This window comes from Acrocarpospora catenulata (assembly GCF_018476525.1).
In the GTDB taxonomy this organism is placed as follows: Bacteria; Actinomycetota; Actinomycetes; order Streptosporangiales; family Streptosporangiaceae; genus Acrocarpospora; species Acrocarpospora catenulata.
This window is the reverse complement of sequence record NZ_JAHCST010000004.1, coordinates 229251-247865: the sequence shown is the minus strand read 5'-3', so window position 1 is coordinate 247865 and position 18615 is coordinate 229251. Positions and strand designations below refer to the sequence as shown.

At 70.8% G+C, this 18615-nt stretch carries 18 protein-coding genes and 1 pseudogene; 8 read left to right on the top strand and 11 right to left on the bottom strand.

Annotated elements, in window-relative coordinates:
• Positions 1-23: 23 nt before the first annotated feature.
• The 5 genes and pseudogenes from abmR to KIP79_RS50430 form a co-directional block, all read left to right on the top strand.
• Positions 24-542: an ATP-binding transcription factor AbmR gene (gene abmR / locus KIP79_RS06345; RefSeq protein WP_214103706.1), complete on the top strand. Its 519-nt coding sequence runs from the start codon at positions 24-26 to the stop codon at positions 540-542.
• Between the two features lie 245 nt (positions 543-787).
• On the top strand, positions 788-2584 hold the full coding sequence (locus KIP79_RS06340; RefSeq protein ID WP_214103705.1) for a phosphoenolpyruvate carboxykinase (GTP): 1797 nt from the start codon (positions 788-790) through the stop codon (positions 2582-2584).
• A 153-nt stretch (positions 2585-2737) separates the two neighbouring features.
• Positions 2738-3805 carry a TIGR04222 domain-containing membrane protein gene (locus KIP79_RS06335; RefSeq protein ID WP_214103704.1) on the top strand — a complete coding sequence of 356 codons (1068 nt, stop codon included), beginning with the start codon at positions 2738-2740 and terminating at the stop codon, positions 3803-3805.
• Positions 3750-4661 (top strand): MbnB/TglH/ChrH family RiPP precursor modification enzyme, encoded by a 912-nt coding sequence (locus tag KIP79_RS06330; RefSeq protein ID WP_308169591.1) that lies wholly within the window; start codon positions 3750-3752, stop codon positions 4659-4661. Before KIP79_RS06335 ends, KIP79_RS06330 begins: the two co-directional genes overlap by 56 nt.
• Before the next feature lie 127 nt (positions 4662-4788).
• Positions 4789-5013: pseudogene (locus tag KIP79_RS50430) on the top strand (SCO6045 C-terminal-like domain-containing protein); the annotation flags it as partial.
• On the opposite strand, the gene KIP79_RS06325 reads toward KIP79_RS50430, so the two are convergent.
• From KIP79_RS06325 to KIP79_RS06280, 10 genes are all read right to left on the bottom strand, one after another.
• Positions 4997-5635: an acyl-CoA dehydrogenase family protein gene (locus KIP79_RS06325; RefSeq protein ID WP_214103703.1), complete on the bottom strand. Its 639-nt coding sequence runs from the start codon at positions 5633-5635 to the stop codon at positions 4997-4999. The pseudogene KIP79_RS50430 and the gene KIP79_RS06325 overlap by 17 nt on opposite strands.
• Positions 5632-6822: an acyl-CoA dehydrogenase family protein gene (locus KIP79_RS06320; protein WP_214103702.1), complete on the bottom strand. Its 1191-nt coding sequence runs from the start codon at positions 6820-6822 to the stop codon at positions 5632-5634. The genes KIP79_RS06325 and KIP79_RS06320 overlap by 4 nt, the downstream gene beginning before the upstream one ends.
• A complete protein-coding gene (locus KIP79_RS06315) occupies positions 6819-7703 on the bottom strand; it encodes an LLM class flavin-dependent oxidoreductase (protein WP_214103701.1) in 885 nt (294 codons plus the stop codon). Before KIP79_RS06315 ends, KIP79_RS06320 begins: the two co-directional genes overlap by 4 nt.
• Positions 7704-7728: 25 nt before the next feature.
• Positions 7729-8496: an LLM class flavin-dependent oxidoreductase gene (locus KIP79_RS06310; RefSeq protein WP_214103700.1), complete on the bottom strand. Its 768-nt coding sequence runs from the start codon at positions 8494-8496 to the stop codon at positions 7729-7731.
• A gap of 1 nt (position 8497) precedes the next feature.
• A complete protein-coding gene (locus KIP79_RS06305) occupies positions 8498-9706 on the bottom strand; it encodes an ABC transporter substrate-binding protein (protein WP_214103699.1) in 1209 nt (402 codons plus the stop codon).
• A 119-nt stretch (positions 9707-9825) separates the two neighbouring features.
• Positions 9826-10692: a MaoC/PaaZ C-terminal domain-containing protein gene (locus tag KIP79_RS06300; RefSeq protein WP_214103698.1), complete on the bottom strand. Its 867-nt coding sequence runs from the start codon at positions 10690-10692 to the stop codon at positions 9826-9828.
• A gap of 26 nt (positions 10693-10718) precedes the next feature.
• Positions 10719-11792 carry an acyl-CoA dehydrogenase family protein gene (locus KIP79_RS06295; RefSeq protein ID WP_214103697.1) on the bottom strand — a complete coding sequence of 358 codons (1074 nt, stop codon included), beginning with the start codon at positions 11790-11792 and terminating at the stop codon, positions 10719-10721.
• Positions 11793-11868: 76 nt separating this feature from the next.
• Positions 11869-12510, bottom strand: a complete 642-nt coding sequence (locus KIP79_RS06290) for a TetR/AcrR family transcriptional regulator (protein WP_214103696.1) — start codon at positions 12508-12510, stop codon at positions 11869-11871.
• Between the two features lie 52 nt (positions 12511-12562).
• Entirely contained in the window at positions 12563-13750 is a 1188-nt protein-coding gene (locus tag KIP79_RS06285) for an acetyl-CoA acetyltransferase (protein ID WP_214103695.1), read from the bottom strand.
• Positions 13750-15147, bottom strand: a complete 1398-nt coding sequence (locus KIP79_RS06280; protein WP_214103694.1) for an OB-fold domain-containing protein — start codon at positions 15145-15147, stop codon at positions 13750-13752. Before KIP79_RS06280 ends, KIP79_RS06285 begins: the two co-directional genes overlap by 1 nt.
• Positions 15148-15269: 122 nt before the next feature.
• Between KIP79_RS06280 and KIP79_RS06275 the strand changes: the two genes are divergently transcribed.
• From KIP79_RS06275 to KIP79_RS06265, 3 genes are read left to right on the top strand one after another with little or no spacing between them, the layout of a single operon-like run.
• Positions 15270-16475, top strand: coding sequence for an acyl-CoA dehydrogenase family protein (locus tag KIP79_RS06275; protein ID WP_214103693.1), 1206 nt, complete (start codon positions 15270-15272; stop codon positions 16473-16475).
• Positions 16472-17503 (top strand): TIGR03617 family F420-dependent LLM class oxidoreductase, encoded by a 1032-nt coding sequence (locus KIP79_RS06270; RefSeq protein ID WP_214103692.1) that lies wholly within the window; start codon positions 16472-16474, stop codon positions 17501-17503. The genes KIP79_RS06275 and KIP79_RS06270 overlap by 4 nt, the downstream gene beginning before the upstream one ends.
• Positions 17500-17961 carry a nuclear transport factor 2 family protein gene (locus KIP79_RS06265; RefSeq protein WP_214103691.1) on the top strand — a complete coding sequence of 154 codons (462 nt, stop codon included), beginning with the start codon at positions 17500-17502 and terminating at the stop codon, positions 17959-17961. The genes KIP79_RS06270 and KIP79_RS06265 overlap by 4 nt, the downstream gene beginning before the upstream one ends.
• Here KIP79_RS06265 and KIP79_RS06260 read toward each other — a convergent pair.
• On the bottom strand, positions 17937-18449 hold the full coding sequence (locus tag KIP79_RS06260) for a flavin reductase family protein (RefSeq protein ID WP_214103690.1): 513 nt from the start codon (positions 18447-18449) through the stop codon (positions 17937-17939). The two genes, KIP79_RS06265 and KIP79_RS06260, sit on opposite strands and share 25 nt — an antisense overlap.
• Between the last annotated feature and the right edge of the window lie 166 nt (positions 18450-18615).

Sequence of the window (18615 nt, the reverse complement as noted above, 5' to 3'; positions counted from 1 at the left end):
GTAATCGATGTAATGTTGATTACATGAATGCAGAGGAACAGCTGAAAGGCTGGTTCACCGGGCGGCTCCCCGAGGGCTGGTTCACCGAACGCCCGGAGATCGTGCTGGACCGCGAGGAGATCACCGTGCTCGGTGCGCTCCCGCCGCTGACCGTCGTCGACGACCTGCCCGAGGTCGAGCGCGCCGCCGCCCTTGAGGGGTACGTCGAGCGTTTCCGCGAGGAGACCCGGGAGCGCCGGATCGACATCGCCAGGGAGGCCGAGCACCGGTTCCGCCGGAAGGTCTCCTGGGGGGTCACGGTCGGACCCGAGACAGTGATGTTCACCACTCTTTCGGTGCCGGTGATGACCCGGCTCCGGCAGCCCGAACGGCAGACGCTCGACACACTTGTCGCCGCAGGTGTCGCGCGCAGCCGCTCCGACGCGCTGGCCTGGTGCGTCCGCCTGGTCGGCAAACACACCGACACCTGGCTCGCTGACCTGCGGGATGCCCTTCAGCACGTGGATCGGGTCCGGGCCGAGGGGCCCGACGTAGTGGACTAAACCATTACCAAAAAAGGTCTGGACCACCGCCATTGGCCTATACCAATAGGCAGGCCGGAAAATCTTGGTAAGGGGGACGGCGTTTTTCTTTGAATCGGGCCGGATTTTGGGCGTCGCAGCGGCTCTGACCTGCGTCTTGACGCCTGCGGAGACGGTAAAATCGCACTGGTCTATGCCAATTGGATGGATTGCGTGTGAATCGTCAATGATGATTTGGCCCCTGCGAGACAAAGGAGCCGTCCCGGATGTCCGTCATTTCTGACATAGCGCGCCACCCGACCAGTCACGCGGGTCTGGCGGACTGGGTGACCGAGATCGCCGAACTGACCGAGCCGGACCGGATCGAATGGTGTGACGGCTCCGAGGCGGAGTGGACCCGGCTCACCAACCTCCTGGTCGACCAGGGCACCCTCACGCGGCTGATCCAGCGGCCCAACAGCTTCCACGCGGCCTCAGACCCGAGCGACGTGGCCCGGGTGGAGGACCGTACCTTCATCTGCTCCGAGCGCGAGGAAGACGCCGGCCCGACCAACAACTGGATCGCGCCCGCCGAGATGCGCGCCACCTTCGGCAAGCTCTTCCGGGGCTGCATGCGCGGGCGGACCATGTACGTCGTCCCGTTCTGCATGGGCCCCCTGGGCGGCAGCATCTCGCAGCTCGGCGTGGAGATCACCGACTCGGCGTACGTGGCGGTATCCATGCGGGTGATGACCCGGATGGGGGAGGACGCGCTCCGCCTGATCGAGGAGCGGGGCGATTTCGTCAAGGCCGTGCACTCGGTCGGCGCCCCGCTGGAGCCGGGCCAGGCCGACGTGCCCTGGCCGTGCAACCAGACCAAGTACATCAGCCACTTCCCGGAGACCAGGGAGATCTGGTCGTACGGCTCCGGCTACGGCGGCAACGCCCTGCTGGGCAAGAAGTGCTACGCGCTCCGCATCGCCAGCACCATGGCCAGGGACGAGGGCTGGCTGGCCGAGCACATGCTGATCCTCAAGCTCACCCCGCCCAAGGGTGAGGCCAGGTACGTGGCGGCCGCCTTCCCGTCCGCCTGCGGCAAGACCAACCTGGCCATGCTCCAGCCGACCATCCCCGGCTGGAAGGTGGAGACCATCGGCGACGACATCGCCTGGATGCGCTTCGGCCCCGACGGCCGGCTCTACGCCATCAACCCCGAGGCGGGCTTCTTCGGCGTGGCCCCGGGCACCGGCCAGACCACCAACGCCAACGCGATCAAGACGCTCTGGGGCAACAGCATCTTCACCAACGTCGCGCTCACCGACGACGGCGACGTCTGGTGGGAGGGCTTGACCGACGAGCCGCCCGCGCACCTGACCGACTGGCGCGGCCGCTCCTGGACCCCGGACTCGCCCGAGCCCGCCGCACACCCGAACGCCCGCTTCACCACCCCGGCCGAGCAGTGCCCGACCATCGCCAAGGAGTGGCAGAACCCGGACGGCGTGCCCATCTCGGCGATCCTGTTCGGCGGGCGCCGCGCCACCGCCGTACCGCTGGTGACCGAGTCGTTCAGCTGGGCGCAGGGCGTCTTTCTCGGTGCCAACGTGGCCTCGGAGAAGACCGCGGCCGCCGAGGGCAAGGTCGGCGAGCTGCGCCGGGACCCGTTCGCCATGCTGCCGTTCTGCGGCTACCACATGGGCGACTACTTCGGCCACTGGCTGCGCGTCGGGCGCACGCCCGGAGCCCGGCTGCCGCGCATCTACTACGTCAACTGGTTCCGGAAGGACGACGCCGGCCGGTTCGTGTGGCCCGGGTTCGGGGAGAACAGCCGGGTCCTCAAGTGGATCGTGGAGCGGCTCAACGGCGAGGCCGAGGCGGTCCAGACGCCGATCGGGCTGCTTCCCGCCGAACTGGACACCGAAGGGCTGGACATCAGCCCGGCCGACCTGGAACTGCTGCTCACCGTGGACCGCGAGGTCTGGCGGGAGGAGGCGGCGCTGATTCCCGAGCACTTCGCCACCTTCGGCAGCAAACTGCCGCGTGAACTCTGGGACGAGTACGACGCGCTGGTGGCCCGGCTGGGCTGATCCCCTGACTGGAACGCCCGCCAGCGTCGCCGGGTGTTCCGATTCGTCCGGTACGGCTCACGTCCCGCCAGGCGTGAGCCGTACCGAATGTGGTGAAACTTCCTGGGGCGTGGAATCGTCTACCTGTCAGAGGGGAGTCCCCCAGGAGGCGACATGGAGTTCGTGCTTCTCGTCCCCGCGATCGTCATCGCGGTGGCCATCTTCTCCACCGCGTCGCGGCTGCGGCGCGAACATCGGCGGGTGCGGGTCTCCCATGTGCTCGGTTCGGCCGGGCTGGACGCCTACGAGCTGGCCTATCTGGCCGGTGGGCCGCGGCGGGCGGTGAACACGGCCATCGCGATGCTCAGCGCGCAGGGCAAGCTGCGGGTCTCCCGGGGTGGGCGGCTGGCCACCGTCGCCGGGGCCGGCGGGGCGCGGGAGGCGCTGGAGCAGGAGATCCTCGATCTTGCCGCGGTGCCCGGTGGGCGTACGGCGAGTGAGGTGCGGCGGGCCGTGGCGTGGGGGCCCGCGATGACCGGGGTGATGCACCGGCTGGTGGGGCGGGCCTATCTGGTTCCCGACAGTGCGCTCACCCAGGCGCGGGGGATCAACCGATCCCTTGGGTGGCTGGTCGTGCTGGCCGACGTCTCCTGGGTCGGTGGGGTGGTGTCGATCATCTTCTTCGTGCCTGTGTCGGTGGGGAACATCTTGGGGTTGGTTCTCCTCGTGCCGGTTGCGCTGTACGGGTTGATCACCTATCTGGTGCATCGGCAGACCCTGCGCAATCTGCTGACCAACGCGGGGCGGGAGATGCTGGTCAACGCACGCGGTCAGTACCGGCGGGGGTCTGGGTCGTCCTACTCGCCGCATGTGTGGGAAAACGACCATCACGTCCATCACCAGGCGCCGGTGCAGGTGGGTACGGCGGCGTACGCGGCGGTGGCCGGGGCGGTGGCGTTGTACGGGCTCAGCGAGATCGATCCTGGGATCGCGGGGGAGATCTCGCGGGAGGAGGGCAAGTACGTCGGCAGCCAGGCCGGGGGGTGTGCGGCCGGTGCCTGTGGCGGGTCCACCGGGGGTGGTGATTCCGGTGGGTACGGGGACTTCGGGGGCGGGATCGGCGGCGGGGACTTCGGCGGCGGGATCGGCGGGGGTGACTTCGGCGGGGGTGGGTCGAGTTGTGGGGGTGGCAGTAGCTGCGGGGGCGGCGGTTGTGGTGGTGGTGGATGCGGTGGCGGCTGATCCGGCGCTGAGCGGTCGTGTGGAATCCGGCGGTCGTGTGGAATCGGGTGGGGGGGTTGAGCTCGGGGTTGGTATCGGCTGGCGGGCGGAGATCGATCTGACCGTGGAGCGGCTGGCTGGGGTGGAGTTCGTCGAGGTGATCGCGGAAGGCGTTCGGCCGGGGCGGGTTCCGGAGTCGTTGCGGGTGTTGCGGGGGCGGGGGGTTCCGGTGATTCCGCATGGTGTCGCGCTCGGGATCGGTGGGGCCGACAGGCCCGAAATTTCGCGACTTGAGCATTTGGCGGCCTGTGCGGAGGCTCTGGATGCGCCCCTGGTCAGTGAGCATCTCGCCTTCGTCCGTGGGGACGGTATGGAGGCTGGGCATCTGCTGCCTGTTCCGCGTACCCGGGACGCTCTTGACGTCGTCGTGGAGAACATTCGGATTGCTCAGGACTGTTTGCCGGTGCCGCTTGCCCTGGAGAACGTGGCCGCTCTCTTCGGCTGGCCCGACGACGAACTCACCGAGGCGGACTTTCTTGGCGAACTTGTCGAACGTACTGGGATCAAACTCCTGATCGACGTCGCCAACCTCTACACCAACGAGGTCAACCTGGGCTCGGACGCCCGGGACGCCCTGGACCGGCTCCCGCTCGCCGAACTGGCCTACGTCCACGTGGCCGGCGGCCACAGCCACGACGGCATCTGGCACGACACCCACACCGCCGCCGTCCCCGACGCCATCCTCGACGTGCTGACCGAACTCTGCGCCCGGGTACGCCCACCGGGGGTCCTCCTCGAATGGGACGACAACTACCCCAGCGACGCCACCCTCGCCGCCGAACTCGACAAGATCCGCACCGCCATGAAGCCCCGGTGAGCAGTTTCCATGGATCCCCGGCGAACAGTTTCCATGGACCCCTGGTGAGCAGCCGCCATGAAGCCCCAGTGAGCAGCATCCATGAAGCCCCGGTGAACAACGGAACGCCGTGGACGAGGATCCGCCCATGAACGATGACCCACGCCGTCGCCTGGCGGACGCGCAGCGCGACCTGCTCGCCGCCCTGGTCGCGGGTGCTCCCAACCCTCCGGGCTTCGACCCGGTACGCCTCCGCGTCCAGTCCCACAGCCTGATCGCCAAACGCCGTGGCCTGGTCGCGGCGGCTCTCCCCGACGTCGTGGCCACCCTCGGCCCCGACTTCCCCCGCACCTTCTTCACCTACGCCAACGGCCGCCCCAAACCCCCAGGCAGCTCCCGCGCCGACGCGCAGTCCTTCCTCCAATGGCTCCACGACCAAGACCACCCGGCGGCTTCGCCGAACTTGCGGTTGTCGTCCCACCCACCCACCCTTCTGACCCTTCGGGTCCGGACCCGGCTCCGCCGGGGCCGTTGGGCGCCGTCTCGACGGCGGCCACGCCGCCATCGCATACCAGCACCAGATCCGCCGAAGCCGCATAAGGCACGACCGGCGTACGGGCCCCGAACGACAAGGCCACCACGGCGTCGCCGGAGGCAATACGCGGCAGCCAGGCCGCCGCGAACTCCTCGGGGCACGCCTCCTGGATGAGGAGGGCGGCCACCACGGTTTCCAGGAAGGGTTCGGGGACGGCGAACTCGCCCAGCAGGTGCAGGACGGGGGCCAGTACGTGTTCGCCCAGGCCGACTCCGCCCCAGCGTTCGTCCAGCACCAGGGAGATCAGGCCGAGGTCGGCCAGTCGCCGCCACAGATCCGGATCGTGGGCGGCGTCCAGGTTCATCCGGCGGCGCAGGTGATCCTCGCTCGCGTGCTCCTCCAGGAGGCGGCGGGTGAGCTTGAGCAGTTCACGCTGATCTTCGTCGAGGGGGACGTTCATCGCCGGGGCTCCCTGGGCAGGCCGAGCAGGCGTTCGCTGATGATGTTCCGCTGGATCTCCGAGGTGCCGCCGAAGATCATGGCGGCCCGGGCGTACCAGTAGCGGTGGTGCCAGTCGGCCCACGCCTCAAAAGCACGCGGGGAGAGCGTATTACGCATTACGGATGAATCGTATCCAAGTGGGGACAAAGCACCCATTAGGTCCAGCCCGGCCGCGAAGATGTGGTGCTGGGTCTCGGTCCAGTAGAGCTTGTTGACGCTGGCCCGTAGGTCCAGGTCGGTGCCCTGCTCGGCGAGGGCGGCCAGCCGGTACACGTTGGCCCGGTACACCTCGGTCTCCACGAACAGCCGCCCCAGCTCGTCCAGGGCGAGCGCGTCGGACTCCAGGCCACAGGCCAGCACCAGCGAGGCGAAGGACGCCACGTCGGCGGAGTACTTGGCGTGGTCGCCGAAGACGGCCCCGCGCTCGAAGCCGAGGGTGGACATCGCCACCCGCCAGCCGTCGCCGACCTCCCCGACCACGTTGGCCACCGGCACCCGTACGTCGGTGAAGAACACCTCGGCGAACGCCTTGGTGCCGTCAACCATGGCCAGCGGGCGCACCTCCACGCCCGGAGTACGCAGGTCCACGCAGAGGAAGGTGATCCCCCGGTGCTTGTTCTCCCGGCCCGCCTCGGGATCGGTCCGCACCAGGGCGAAGATCCAGTCGGCGAAGCCGCCGAACGACGTCCAGATCTTCTGGCCGTTGACGACGAACTCGTCGCCCTCGCGGACCGCCTGGGTGCGCAGCGAGGCCAGGTCGGAGCCGGAGTCGGGCTCGCTGAAGCCCTGGCACCAGATGTCCTCGCAGGACAGCATCCGGGGGATCCAGCGGCGGCGCTGCTCCTCGGTGCCGTACCGCATGAGGATCGGGCCGAGCAGGTAGAGGCCGCCCATGTTGATCCGGGCGGGGGCCTTGGCGCGGTAGTACTCCTCGGCGAAGGCGATGGTGTGGAACAGGTCGGCGCCGCGCCCGCCGTACTCCTCGGGCCAGTCGACGGCGGCGTACCCGCCCTCGAACAGCACCCGTTCCCAGGCGCGGTGCTGGGCGAAGCCCTCGGGGCTGGTCCAGGAGCCGAGCGGCTCCTTCGGCACGTGCGCGGTCAGCCAGTCCCGCGCCTGTGTCCGGAACTCCTCGATGTCGTTCATGCCGCCAGTCCCAGCGCTCGGGAGACCTCGCGCATGGTCTCGGGATAGGTCTCGGGGGTCATCCGCAGGGAGAGGTTCACGCCGTCCGCGCCGAGTTCCAGGTACCGCTCGACGGTCGGGCGGAGTTCGGCGGGGCTGCCGTGGAAGCGGAGCCCGGCGATGATATGGAAGTCCTCGCGGGGCCGACCGTGCTCGCGCAGCCCGGCCTCGATCTCGGCCAGGTGGTGGGCGAATTCGCCGGTGGTGAGGTTCCAGGGGTACCAGCCGGTGGCGTACCTGGCGGCGCGGCGGATGGCCGGGCGGGAGTGGCCGCCCACCAGGACGCGCGGCAAGGGGCGCCCGATCTCCTGTTTCCCCCACAGTTCGGGAATGGCGGCCAGGTTCCGCTCGAAGCGGGCGCCGCGCTCGGCGAAGGGCACCCCGGCGGCGGCGTACTCCTCCGCCGACCAGCCGACCCCGACGCCCAGGTCGAAGCGCCCGCCGGTGAGCAGGTCGAGCGTGGCCAGCTCGCCGACGAGCAGGCGCGGGTTCCGCAACGGCAGCAGCAGCACCGAGGAGCCGATCCGCAGCCGCGTGGTGTGCCGGCACAGTTCGGCCGCGGTCTGGAGCACTTCGAGCAGCCCCTGCTCCACGGCCGCCTCCACCCGGGGCGCGGACGCGGCGGCGTCCCCGTAGGTGTGCACTTCGGACACCTCCGGGTTGGCCGGGTTCGGCGCGGCCGGATAGGGATAGGCCGACTCGTACTCCTCGAAGAAGACCAGATGCTCGGGCAGCCACAACGAGGAGAACCCGGCCTCCTCGGCGGTCAGCGCGAACGCCCGCATGTACGCGGGATCCCGTTGCGCCGACCCGTCGAACAGGTCAACCAGGCCGATCTCCACCGCCGCTCCTTTCGTTCCGTACGGCTCACGCCAGCTCGCGCACCCGCTCGGGCGCGGGCAGCTCGCCGAACACGGCGACCAGCTCGTCCACGCCCAGAGAGGGCTCCTTGGCCAGCAGTTCCTTGGCCCGGGCGAACTCGGCGGCGGCCACCAGCCAAGTGCGCCTGACCTCCGCCTCCCCGGCTTCGGCGAGCGCCTCGTTCAATTCGCCGAGCGTCACGGGCAGCTCCTCGGCCGGGACCAGCCAGCCGAGCCAGCCATCGGCCTGCTGGGCGAGCAGGTCAAGCACCGGCCGGTCGCCATGGCGCACATGCACCCGCATCTTGGCCGGGCGAGGCAGGGCTATCGCGCCGCGGAACGCGACCCGCTCGCCCTCGAAGACCGCCCGGCGCTGGGACCACAGGGCCCGCATGGCGGCCAGGTGCTCGGCCGCCGCATCCAGATCGTCATCCTGGTCGCGAAGTGCGTCCGGTACGGGGCCGAGGTCCAGCCCGTACTCCAGCCGCCCCTGGCTGAACCAGTCCAGCGAGGCGACCTGCTTGGCCCGTACGGCCGGGCTGCGCACCACCGGCACGTCCCCGCTGAGCCGCAGCCCCAGCCGCTCGGTGGCCCGGGCCGCGCACTGGAGTGTGAGCACCGCGTCGTGCCCGCCGGAGGCGACCTGTTCGCGGTCGCCGCCGGCCCACCAGGAGGCGAACCCCGCCTGCTCGGCGGCCGAGGCGCTGGCCTCGATCCGCCCGAGCAGGCCGGGGTCTGCGCCGGTGATGTCGCAGGCTATGCCGTATGCGACCACGTCAGCTGCCGTTGCTCAGTTCGCTGAACTTGCCGTCCTTGGTCCACTCCAGGTAGACGCCGGGCGAATCGAGGATCGCCTGGCCGCCTTCGTACCTGAGGTTGCCGTAGACCGACTCCTGGGTGGTGACCTGGGAGAGGCCCTGGCCGACCGACTCGGGGGTGGGCGAGGCGCCGGCGTTCTTCATGCCCAGCGCCAGCAGCCACATCGCGGTGTAGCCCTGGGCGGCGAACATGTCGGGGGCGGCGTTGAACTTCGCCGTGTACCGCTCGGTGAACTTCCTGGCCGTGTCGTTGACCGGGTGGTCGGCCGCGAACGGGGTGGCGAAGGCCAGCCCGGCCAGGCCGGAGCCGCCGGCGTCGAACAGCGCGGGCCCGGAGGCGCCGTAGCTGGACAGGATGCGCTTGTCGTAGCCGCGGTCGCGGAGCGAGCGGGCCAGCAGCGCGGTCGGCGTGCCGAGCGTGCTCGCCACCACCACGTCCGGGGCCAGCGCCTCGATCTGCGTGGCCGGCGCGGTGAAGTCCCGGTCGGCCGAACCGACCGCCACGGTCTGGAGCACCTTGACGCCGTTGCGCTCCATCGCCGCCGCCCAGACCTTGCCGTCGGCCACCATGGCGTCCACGTCGCCGTTCACGACCACCACGGCGGTCTTGTAGCCCTCCGCCTTGGCCATGCTGTCCACGAACTTGTCGTACACGCCGCCCGGGGAGGAGGGCAGCACGACCGGGCGGAACAGGCTCGGCGGGGAGGCCAGGCCGTCCAGGATGGCGGAGGTGACGATGGCGGGCACCTTGCTCTGCCGGATGACCGGGGCCAGCGCGCCCGCCTCGTTGGACAGGCCGCAGCAGAGCACGCCCACCGCGCCGTCGGTGGCGTACTGGCGGTAGAGGGCGATGGCCTTGGCCGGGTCGGACTTGATGTCCTCGATCTTGAGCTCGACGGTGGAGCCCTGGCCGAGGAACCCGGTTTCGTTGATCTCCTCCACGGCGACTTCCGCGCCCTGGGCGATGGGCTTGCCCGCGAACGCGGCGGCGCCGCTGAGCAGGGCGGGGAAGCCGACCTTGTAGACCTGGCCCTGGCCCTGCGCGGACGGGGCGCCCTCGGCGGTGTCGCCGCCGGACGAGCCGCACGAGGTGAGAATCATGACGGCGGACAGGGCCGCGCCGATGACGGCCAGGCGTCCTCTCCGTGCGGTGGATTGACGGAACACGTTGCACCCTCCTGGGTTAGGCCCCCAACATCCGGACCCCCGATTGCTGTAAAGCAAATGCTTGCTTTTAAAGCAACTGCTTGATTATGTGGGGAGTGAGAACGGACAGGCAAGGGGTCTCAGCGGGGGTTTATCGGACCGAGACTGTCGAGGACGGCCTCGCCCCTGTCGATGACCGTGCCCGCGTCCGTCGAGGTCAGGAAGCGTACCTGCGCGCCGTCCCGCCAGAGGGCCACGGTGAGGGTCTCCCCCGGCAGCACCGGCCGGGAGAACCGCCCGGACATGCCGAGCAGCCGGGTGGCGTCCCCGTCGCACAGGCCGTTCACGATGGCGCGCGCGGTCATGCCGTAGGTGCACAGGCCGTGCAGGATCGGACGGGCGAAGCCGTACCTGGTGGCGAAGGCCGGGTCGGAGTGGAGCGGGTTGCGGTCGCCCGTGAGGCGGTACAGCAGGGCCTGGTCGGGCCGGGTGGCCAGGCGCAGCACGGTGTCCGGCTCACGGTCCGGCGCGGCCCACTCCACCCGGGGGCCGCGTTCCCCGCCGAAGCCCCCGGCTCCGCCCAGATAGGCGCAGGAGCGGGCGACCATGAGCAGGTCGCCGGTGGCGGCGTCGGTGGTGCGGGTCTCGGTCCAGACCAGGGCATCCCTGCCCTTGTCCCACATGTCGGTGACGGTCACCGTGGAGACCGCCCTGCCCGCGGGGGGCAGCGGGCGTTCCAGGCGGAAGTGCTGTTCTGCGTGTACGGCCTTGCCGGGGTCGTACGTGCCGATCTCGGGTAGCCCGCCATGGTGGCCGATGAGCACGCCGAAGCTGGGGATGACCTGCTGGGCGACGCCCTCGCTGTGTTCCGTGGTGAACTGGAGCTCCGCGCCGGGGTCCGCCGATCCGGCCCCCACGGCGAGCGCGTAGAGCAGCGTGTCGCGGTCCGTCCACTCGGTGGTGAATGGGCCGACCGTGCTGCCGAGGTAGGCGGGGTCCAGGGGCATGGGTGGTTCTCCGTTCAGGCTGCGCGTCACATTCCGAGGGCGCGGGCAACGAGGTCGCGGTGGTGGGCGGGGGTGCCGAAGAGGGCGACGTCGGTCAGCGCGCGGCGGAAGTGGTGGGAGAGCTCGTGCTCCCAGGTGAAGCCGATGCCGCCGTGCACCTGGATGGCCTCGCGTACCACGTGCAGCACGGCGTCGCCGGCGCGGGCCTTGGCCATGGAGGCGGTGTGCTCCCAGCCCGGTTCCTCGGCGGCCGCCTGGTCGAGGGCGGCCTCCACCGCCGATCTGGCGGTCTGGATCTCCGCGTACATGTCGGCGAGCTTGTGCTTGATCGCCTGGAAGGCGCCGATGGGGCGGCCGAACTGGGTGCGGGTTTTGGCGTAGTCGACGGCCAGCGCCAGGGCGCGCTCGCCGATGCCGAGGGCGTCCGCGGCGGTCAGCAGCGCCCCTTCGGTGAACGCCCGGCCCGCCAGGGCACGGGCCTGGTCGCCCTCGGCCAGCACGCGCGCGGGCGTGCCGTCCAGGGTGACCTCGGCCAGTCCGCGGCCGGGGTCCAGGGCGGGCATGGGCGCCACGGCCAGCCCGGGCGCGCCCTGCTCGACCAGGACCAGGGCGGTGCCGGTGAGCACGATGAAGTGGGTGGCCACCGCGCCCGCCGCCACGAACTGTTTCCGGCCGGAGACGCGGCTCTCGCCCTTGGTGCCCGGGGAGTCCAGGTCCACCCCGGCGGAGTCCTCGTGCAGGGCCGGCGCGACCGCCGCGCGCCCGGCCACGATCTCCGCCAGCAAGTCGTGGTTGTGCTCCAGGCCGGTCCGGGCCAGCAGAGGCACCGCCAGCCCGGCCGTGACCAGCAGCGAGGCGGGCAGCCCGACCCGGCCGGCCTCGACCAGCGCGGCGCCCAGGTCGGCGACGGACCCGCCCTGGCCGCCCGCCTCCTCCGGCAGCAGCAGGCCGTGCAGGCCGAGTTCCTCGGCCAGGGCCCGCCAGAGGGGCTCGCCGGGACCGCCGAGGGAGCCCCGGCTGACCTCGACGGGGCTGCGGGCGTCCAGAAACCGGCCCACGGCCGCCGCGAACTCGGCGCGGAGCGTCGCGTCCTCCCTCATACGGATCCTTTCGAGCAAGCAATTGCTTCATTCTTGGAGCAGCTATCCCCCTGGCCGGGAGACCCGGCCTGCGGGGTCAGCGGGCGGGGACGTTCACCCCGTTCAGGAGCAGCTCGGTCTCGATCTCGATGACCTCGTCGATGGTGATCGGCCCGTCGGGGTCGAACCAGCGGATGATGGCCTGCACGGCGCCCATCACCGTCCGGTACACCATGCGCGCGCTGAACTCGCGGCGGAAGACGCCCGCCCGCATGCCCTCTTCGATGACGTCCATCCAGATCTGAGCGATCTCGTCCTGGCCGCGGGCGACGCCTGGGAAGTCCACCACGTAGTGCCAGTCGTTCTGCAGGATCAGCACCTGATGACGGTTGCGGGCCACGCTCAGCAGCGCCCGCGCCATCAGCCCGCGCAGCGCCTCGGCCGGGCCGGTGGCCTCGGCGACCGCCGCGCGGTACTCCCTGATCACCGTGTTCAGATAGTCCGCGAGCACCTGCTCGACGATCGCCTCTTTGGAGTCGAAGTAGTAGTACAGGCTGCCCGAGAGCATGCCCGCCTCGTCGGCGACGTCGCGCACCGTCGCACTGGAGAAGCCCTTCTCGGCGAAGACCTTGGCCGCGGCCAGCAGCACGCTCTCCTTGCGCGCCTGCCCGATGGGCGACCCGGTCGACTTGCGACGGGTCCCTGCGGCGCTCTTGGTGGTCTTTCCTGGAGGGGTCATCTAGTGTCCTACCTCAACTGAACAACGGATCGGGGATAACGACGGCTCGGGATCAGGGCGCTCGATCGGAGACGATCGAGACGGCGCTCACGAGCGCGCCGGGACTGCCTCCTTGATTCTGCACCAGCCCGAAGGCGGGATTGGCGACTTGGCGATCCCCGGCCTCGCCCCGGAACTGGAGCCACATCTCGAAGAGCATGCGCAGGCCGCTGGCGCCCACCGGGTGGCCGAAGCTCTTCAGGCCGCCGTCGGGGTTGACCGGGAGCGCGCCGCCCAGGTCGTACCTGCCGGCCAGGACGTCCTTCCACCCCTGGCCGCGTGGCGAGAAGCCGAGTTCCTCCATCAGCACCAGCTCGGTCGGGGTGAAGCAGTCGTGCACCTCGGCCATGGAGATCTGGGTGGCGGGGTCGGTGATCCCGGCCTGCGCGTAGGCGACCTGGCTGGAGTTGACCACCTCGGGCAGGTCGGAGTAGTCGTACCGGTCGTCGTTGCGGCCGGTCGCCGCGCCCGCGCTGAGGGCGAGGCCGTGCACGTACAGCGGGCGGTCGGTGTACTTGTGGGCGTCCTCGGCGCGGACGATCACCGCCGCCGCCGCGCCGTCGGCCACGCCGGAGCTGTCGAAGACGCTCAGCCGCCCGGCGATCGCGGGGGCGCGGGCGATGACCTCCTTGGGCACGCTCTTGCGGAACTGCGCCCTCGGGTTGCGCGCGCCGTTGGCGTGGTTGCGCCAGGCGATGTGCGTCATCGCCTCCTTGACCTGCTCCTCGGTGAGGCCGTAGCGGCGGGCGTAGGAGGGGACGATCATCGAGTACATGGCGGGCGCGCTCAGGTTCGGGGACGTGCCGTCCCCTGGCACGCTGGGCATCTCCAGGCCGGAGAAGCCGAAGTCCTTCAGCTTCTCGCCGCCCACCGCCATCACCACGTCGTACGCGCCGGAGGAGACCGCGAAGCAGGCGTTGCGGAACGCCTCCGAGCCGGTGGCGCACATGTTCTCCACCCGGGTGACCGGGCGGTCGGCGATGTTCATCGGCCGGGTCAGCGTGAGGCCGGAGACGCCGGAGGTCATCGTGCCCAGCCAGAAGGCGTCCACCTGGCCCAGTTCCAGCCCCGGCACGCTGCCCACCGCGCCGAGGGTGGCCTCCACCAGCAGGTCGTCGACGTTCCGGTCCCAGAGCTCACCGAAGCGGGTGCAGCTCATGCCGACGATGGCGACCGGGTTCCGCAGGGCGTGGGCGGGCATCAGGACTCCTCCTCGTGGGGGCGGACCTTCCAGATGTAGTTGCGTATGTCGTTGGACGCGACGCTCGCCAGCCGGAACACGGGCGCCACCCGGTCCCCGATGGCCACCTCGCGCCCGGGGGCGTCGGTCATCTCGAACTCGAAGCGGCCGCCGCCGTCGAAGTCCACGGCCACCACCTTGGCCGGGAGCTGCACCGACTCCGAGAGCCAGTCGTCGGTGAAGGTCGCGACCGTGCCGCGCACGTCCCGCATGGCCACGGGCTCACCCTGGTCCACCGCGCCGCAGCCGAGGCAGATCCGGCGCGGGGGCAGGTTGCGGATCCCACAGGCGGCGCACCGCGCGGCGGTGAAGGAGAACTTCCAGCGCATGTTCCGCCAGGAGGCGGGCGGGGCCGGCGACTTGACCTCCGGCCGCCGGGGCGGCTCCCGGTCCAGCAGGCCCCGCCAGGTGAGGTAGTCGGGGTAACCGAGCGGCAGCACCCCGCCGGGCCGTTCCGCGCCCTGTGCCCGGTAGGCGGCGAGTTCGGGCGTGGCGCGGAACACGAACGCGTCGGCGCCGTCGGCGGCCAGCACGGCCAGAATGCTCTGCCCCGGTTCCGCCCGGTCGAGCACGGCGCAGAGCCGTACGCCGAAGTCGGCCGTGCCCGCGTAACCCAGGTCGTCGGCGAGCCCGGCCGCCAGGCGCGCCGGGTCGAAACGGCGGCGGGCCTCCCGTACGGCCCGGGTGTGCGGACCGCTGATCACGACGTGGTCGATCTCGGACGGCTCCAGGCCGGCCTCCTTGGCAGCCGCCTCGGCCACCGCCTGGACGACCTCCAGGTACTCCTCGACGCCGAACCGCTCCTCCCAGGTGCGGGTGCGGATCGCGCCGGGGGTGCGCCAGCGGTCCAGCAGTTCCATGGTGCGGGACGCGCCGCCGAGCAGTTCGGCGACGGGGTTCTCCCCGGTGGTGAAGGCCGCGGCGGCGTCCGCGCCGAGCAGTTCGTCCTCCGAGCCGGGCAGCCCGTACCGGAGGTCGGCCAGGGTGACGACGGCGGGGGCGCGCAGGGCGGCACGGAAGGCGCCCGCGCCGGACCTGATGGCGCCGCCCGCGTCGTAGGCGGCCAGTTCCTCGGGCAGGCCGAGCGCCATGGCGATCGCCGAGGCGTTGCTCCGCTCCAGGTAGGCGGGGCGGGAGGTGGCGAACCAGAGTTCGGCGGGGGCGAAGCCGGGGATGCGGCGCAGGGTGCGGCGGGCGGCTTCCACCGCGAGGGTGGTGCTGTCCTCGTCGTACCCGGCCACCGGGCGTGCGCCGGTCAGCCCGGGCAGGCCGAGGGAGGTGCCGATGTCACCCCGGTTGAGACGGTAGAACGGGACATAGACGCCATAAGAGGTGATTCCGGTTAGTTTTCGGGTCATCAAGGCTCCTTCGGCCCCGGTGATGATCCCCGGCGCCCGTCCCGCAATGTAAATCAAGCGATTGCTTTGCTAGCATAGCCGCGCCCGGACGGTGAGGGCAAACACGCCCAGGTGGGAGGACCATGAACCGGCTTGAACCGCTGTCGGAGGAGGAGTTCCGCCGCGAGGCGGGCGCGTTCCTCGACTCCTACGCCCCCCGCCGCTCCGGTGAGACCGGCCGGCCGGTCTGGGGCCAGGGCGACGACCGGGTCTCGGTGGTGGCCGAGCGGGCCGAGGGCGAGGCGGAGGAGATCGCCGCGCTCAAGGCGTACCGGGCCGCCCTCGACCGGGCGGGGCTGGCCTGGATCAACGGTCCCGCCCAGTACGGCGGACGGGACCTGCCCGCCGCGTACGCCACCGCGTTCCGCGAGCTGGAGTCCCGTTACCAGCTCCCCGACGACGGCTACACCCGGTTCAGCGTCTCGACGTTCTGCCCGGTGCTGCTGGCCCACGGCTCGGAGTTCCTCAAGGACGCCTACCTGCGGCGGCTCCGCAGCGCCGAGCTGCTGGCCTGCCAGCTCTTCTCCGAACCGGGCGCGGGCTCCGACCTGGCCGGTCTGGCCACCAGGGCGGAGCGGCAGGGCGACGGGTGGGTGCTCAACGGGCAGAAGGTCTGGAGCTCCGGCGCCCACTACAGCGACCTGGGGCTGTGCATCGCCCGTACCGACCGGGACGCGCCCAAGCACGCCGGGCTCTCCACCTTCCTGGTGGACATGCGGGCGCCCGGGGTGGAGATCCGCCCGATCCGGCAGCTCACCGGCGGGGCCTCCTTCGACGAGGTGTTCCTCACCGACGTGTACGTGCCCGACGACCACCGCCTCGGCGCGGTGGACGGGGGCTGGCGGGTGGTGGTCGACGTGCTGCTCAACGAGCGCGGCGCTATCGGCCTGGAGAGCGGCCTCGACGAGGCGCTGCTCGCCCGGCTGACCGATCTGGTGCGGCACACCGGCGCGGCCGGGGACGCCCGGATCAGGGACGCCCTGGCCGACCTGCACATCCGGAGCTGGGCGGCGCGCGAGACCACGGCCCGCATGCTGGCCGGGGGGACGCCCGGCCCCGAGCTGGCCGTGACCAAGCTCATCCTCACCGACCTGCTGCGCCGGGCCGGCGACATCGCCGCCGACGCGCTGGGCGCCTCGCTGGTCGCCGACACCGGCGAGTGGGGCACCTACGCCTGGTCCGAGCTGCTCCTGGGCCTGCCAGGGCTGCGGGTCGGCGGCGGCACCGATGAGATCATGCGCAACGCCGTGGGCGAGCGCGTGCTGGGACTACCGAAGGACGCGCGATGAAGATCGACCTTGGCCTGATCGGCTCCTCCGCCGCGGTCTGCGGCCCGTCCGCGGCCTGGGCCGAGCGGGTCGGCTTCGACGGGGTGTGGGCCAGCGAGAGCGTGACCGACGCCTTCCTCCAGGCGCAGGCGGCGTTGCTGGCCACCGAGCGCACTACGGTCGGCACGGCCATCGCGGTGGCGTTCGCGCGTAACCCGATGTCCACCGCGTACCTGGGGTGGGATCTGGCCGCGCTGTCCGGCGGGCGGTTCGTGATGGGCCTGGGCACCCAGATCCAGGCGCACGTCGAGCGGCGTTTCTCGATGCCGTGGAGCAGTCCGGTGGCGCGCATGCGCGACTTCCTCACCGCGCTGGACGCGATCTGGACGGCCTGGCGCACCGGGTCCCGGCTGAACTACGAGGGCCCGCACTACCGGCACACCCTCATGTCGCCGGTGTTCACGCCGAATCACCACGAACTGCCCATCCCCGTGATGATCGCGGCCGTCGGTGACCGCATGACGGAGCTGGGCGGGGAGCTGTGCGACGGGCTGATCCTGCACGGCATGACCACCACGGCGTACCTGGACGAGGTCACCCTGCCCGCGCTGGACCGGGGTCTGGCGGCGGGGTCGCGGGAGCGGTCCGAGGTCACCCTGTACTGCCCGATCTTCATGGTGATGGGTGACACCGAGGAACAGTTCGAGGCGATGAGGCGGAAGACCCGCGAGCAGATCGCGTTCTACGCCTCCACCCCGGCCTACCGGCGTGTCCTGGCCGGCGTCGGTTACGAGGAACTCCAGCCCGAACTCCAGGCGCTGTCCCGCGCCGGTGAGTGGGACCAGATGGGTGACCTGATCGACGACACGCTGCTCGGGCACATCGCGGTGCTGGGGCGGCCCGAGGAGATGCCGAAGCTCTGCCGGGAGCGGTTCGGCGGGCGGCTGGACCGGATCTCCTCCTACTACCCGTGGCCGGTCGAGGACGACCGGCTGAGCGACATCCTCCGCGGCTTCGCGGACGACCGGAAGGATGAGGTGGCCCGATGAGCGAGCTTCTGGTGGACCGGGCGGCGGTCACCGACGTGCTGCTGGCCTACTGCGACCTGGTGGACCGCGCCGAGGTGGACGAGTTGGTGGCCATCTTCACCAAGGGCGCCTCCTTCGACTACGGCAACGGCGCGGTCTTCGCCGGCAAGGAGCAACTGCGCGCCCTGTTCGCCGACCGGCTGGGCCGGTACCGGGCCACCAACCATCACCTGTCCAACATCCGGGTGACGCTCTCCGGCGACGCCGCCTCGGCCGTCAGCTACGTCTACGCCTGGCACGAAAGCGCCGCCGACGGCGGGCAGCTGCACATCTGGGGGCGGTACATCGACACCCTGGTCAGGGTGGACGGCACCTGGCTGCTGGACACCCGCCAGGTGCGGGTGGCGGGCGCCGCCACGGCGGCGGCGTTCCCGCTGCCCGAACGGTTCGAGCGCTACGCGCGCCGGGACCTGAGCTGAGACCGCTCGATGATCGGCGCCACCTCGTGGTAGCGGCCGTCCACGTAGACCAGCGGGTTCTCGGCGGCGCCGTTCACGTTCGCCTCCACCACCAGGCCGATGACGATGGTGTGGTCGCCGGCCGCGAAGCGGTCGGCCAGGCGGCACCGCGCCCAGGTCGAGACCCCGTTCAGCAACGGCTCGCCGGACGGCAGCGGGCTCCACGACCGGGGGTCGCTGAAGCGCTCACCGGCGCTGCGGGCGAACCGGGTGGCCAGGTGCGACTGCCCGGCGTCCAGCCAGTGCACCAGCGCGGTGTCGGCTTGGGAGAGCGCGTCCAGACTTGAGGAGGTCTGGGCGATGGCGAACGACAGCAACGGCGGTTCGAGCGACACCGAGACGACCGAGGTCGCGGTGAAGCCCACCGGCCCGTTCGGCGAGTCGAAGGTCACCACGGTGACCCCCGCCGGATGGTGCCGGAACACCGATCGGAACAACTCACCAGACACATGCTCATGCGCCTCATGCGTCACAGCAACCATCCCGCCACTTCCAAATCGGTGAGTACACCAGCAGATCGAGAGGGCGTCTGAGCGGGAACCGGAGCCACGGCACCGTCCTGCCCGACACCTTGACCTTAGAAGGGGGCACCTCAGAATGTCAAGCAATTGCTTG

Coding starts and splice junctions, on each gene's coding strand:
- abmR (WP_214103706.1), top strand. CDS start 24: ATGAATGCAGAGGAACAGCTGAAAGGCTGGTTCACCGGGCGGCTCCCC.
- KIP79_RS06340 (WP_214103705.1), top strand. CDS start 788: ATGTCCGTCATTTCTGACATAGCGCGCCACCCGACCAGTCACGCGGGT.
- KIP79_RS06335 (WP_214103704.1), top strand. CDS start 2,738: ATGGAGTTCGTGCTTCTCGTCCCCGCGATCGTCATCGCGGTGGCCATC.
- KIP79_RS06325 (WP_214103703.1), bottom strand. CDS start 5,635: ATGAACGTCCCCCTCGACGAAGATCAGCGTGAACTGCTCAAGCTCACC.
- KIP79_RS06320 (WP_214103702.1), bottom strand. CDS start 6,822: ATGAACGACATCGAGGAGTTCCGGACACAGGCGCGGGACTGGCTGACC.
- KIP79_RS06300 (WP_214103698.1), bottom strand. CDS start 10,692: ATGCCCCTGGACCCCGCCTACCTCGGCAGCACGGTCGGCCCATTCACC.
- KIP79_RS06295 (WP_214103697.1), bottom strand. CDS start 11,792: ATGAGGGAGGACGCGACGCTCCGCGCCGAGTTCGCGGCGGCCGTGGGC.
- KIP79_RS06290 (WP_214103696.1), bottom strand. CDS start 12,510: ATGACCCCTCCAGGAAAGACCACCAAGAGCGCCGCAGGGACCCGTCGC.
- KIP79_RS06285 (WP_214103695.1), bottom strand. CDS start 13,750: ATGCCCGCCCACGCCCTGCGGAACCCGGTCGCCATCGTCGGCATGAGC.
- KIP79_RS06280 (WP_214103694.1), bottom strand. CDS start 15,147: ATGACCCGAAAACTAACCGGAATCACCTCTTATGGCGTCTATGTCCCG.
- KIP79_RS06275 (WP_214103693.1), top strand. CDS start 15,270: ATGAACCGGCTTGAACCGCTGTCGGAGGAGGAGTTCCGCCGCGAGGCG.
- KIP79_RS06270 (WP_214103692.1), top strand. CDS start 16,472: ATGAAGATCGACCTTGGCCTGATCGGCTCCTCCGCCGCGGTCTGCGGC.
- KIP79_RS06265 (WP_214103691.1), top strand. CDS start 17,500: ATGAGCGAGCTTCTGGTGGACCGGGCGGCGGTCACCGACGTGCTGCTG.